Origin of the sequence: Pseudoalteromonas sp. ESRF-bin5 (genome assembly GCF_002632075.1) — a bacterium.
In the GTDB taxonomy this organism is placed as follows: domain Bacteria; phylum Pseudomonadota; class Gammaproteobacteria; order Enterobacterales; family Alteromonadaceae; genus Pseudoalteromonas; species Pseudoalteromonas marina.
In genome coordinates, this window is record NZ_NTLW01000008.1 from 1 (window position 1) to 1346 (window position 1346).

At 37.4% G+C, this 1346-nt stretch carries 1 protein-coding gene and 1 pseudogene; one reads left to right on the forward strand and one right to left on the reverse strand.

Annotation, left to right across the window (positions count from 1 at the left end):
* On the reverse strand, nucleotides 1–434 hold a 434-nt coding region (locus BCG07_RS00085; protein ID WP_286887905.1), incomplete at its 3' end, for an FAD-dependent oxidoreductase.
* A 331-nt stretch (nucleotides 435–765) separates the two neighbouring features.
* Here BCG07_RS00085 and BCG07_RS00090 point away from each other — a divergent pair.
* Nucleotides 766–1346, forward strand: a pseudogene (locus BCG07_RS00090) (peptidase S8); the annotation flags it as partial.

The window sequence follows — 1346 nt, forward strand, 5'->3', positions numbered from 1 at the left end:
GTGGTAACGCTATAACCCGACTCTGTTTTTTGTACATTAATCACTTCACTGCGCAAGGCTATATTTACACCTGCCCACTCGCATTCAGTAAGAAGTATATTAACAATATCTTGCGCACTATTATCACAAAACAGCTGGCCTAACGTTTTATGATGGTATGCCAAACCGTGGCGGTCCACCAGCTCAATAAAGTCATATTGCGTATAACGGCTCAAACATGATTTAACAAAATGTGGATTGCTGCATAAGTAATTTTCCGTTGCTGCATTCTCATTTGTAAAATTACAGCGCCCGCCACCACTAATTAAAATTTTACGACCCGGCTTTTTACCCATATCAAGTACTGTAACACGTCGGCCTCGGTATCCAGCTTGTGCTGCACACATTAATCCAGCCGCTCCCGCGCCAATTACAATTACATCTACCTGGGTCATCTATTTATCTCACTTAACAATTTGCTCGATTATAGCAAAAATTAGTTGCCAACAATGCTCCAATTTAATTATTACAAATAACACAATAAATATACTTTCTACTTTTTAGAAGTATTAAAAACACAAACCAAAAAGCAATACCTTTATGTCATTTTTATTTTATATGATAAATACAAAACAATGAAAAAACCCTTTAAAACGCTCGTTATAACTAAATGAAATAGGGACATAATGATTTAGTATTTTAAATTTATTAACACATAATTTACCTTTGTACCTGCATTGTGACAATCCATCACGATATAACTAATAAAAAAATCTAGGGAAAATTATGACAACAAGTAAAACATTTAATAAGTGTGCAATAGCACTTACCATTAGTACGCTTTTTGCTACTGCATCAAGCATGGCTAACCCAGCACAAGCAATTGGCCCTTCAGTGGCTGATACAACAGCTAAACTTCAAAATCAAAGTGGCTTTGAAACGCAATTCATCATTAAATATAAAAATAACAACGTTGATGCACTGAGTTACTCTACTGCAGATGAAAGCCCTGTAAACATGAAAGCACGTGCAAAAAACTTTGTTAAAAACTTTGCCTCTAAAAAAGGAAAAGTTAAAGCAAAGTACATTCGCGCAATGGCACTAAATAACCACCATGTTATGCGAGCAGATAAAAAACTTAGCGCAGCAGAAGCACAAGAGTTTATGCAAGAAATGGTTGATTCAGGCAACGTTGAGTACATTGAAGTTGACCAAATGTTAAAACCTTTTGCGACACCTAACGATCCGCGCTATGGCGACCAGTGGCACTACTATGAGCAAGCTGGCGGTTTGAACTTACCAACAGCTTGGGACACCGCAACAGGTAGTGGTGTAGTAGTGGCTGTTCTTGATACAGGTTACCGCCC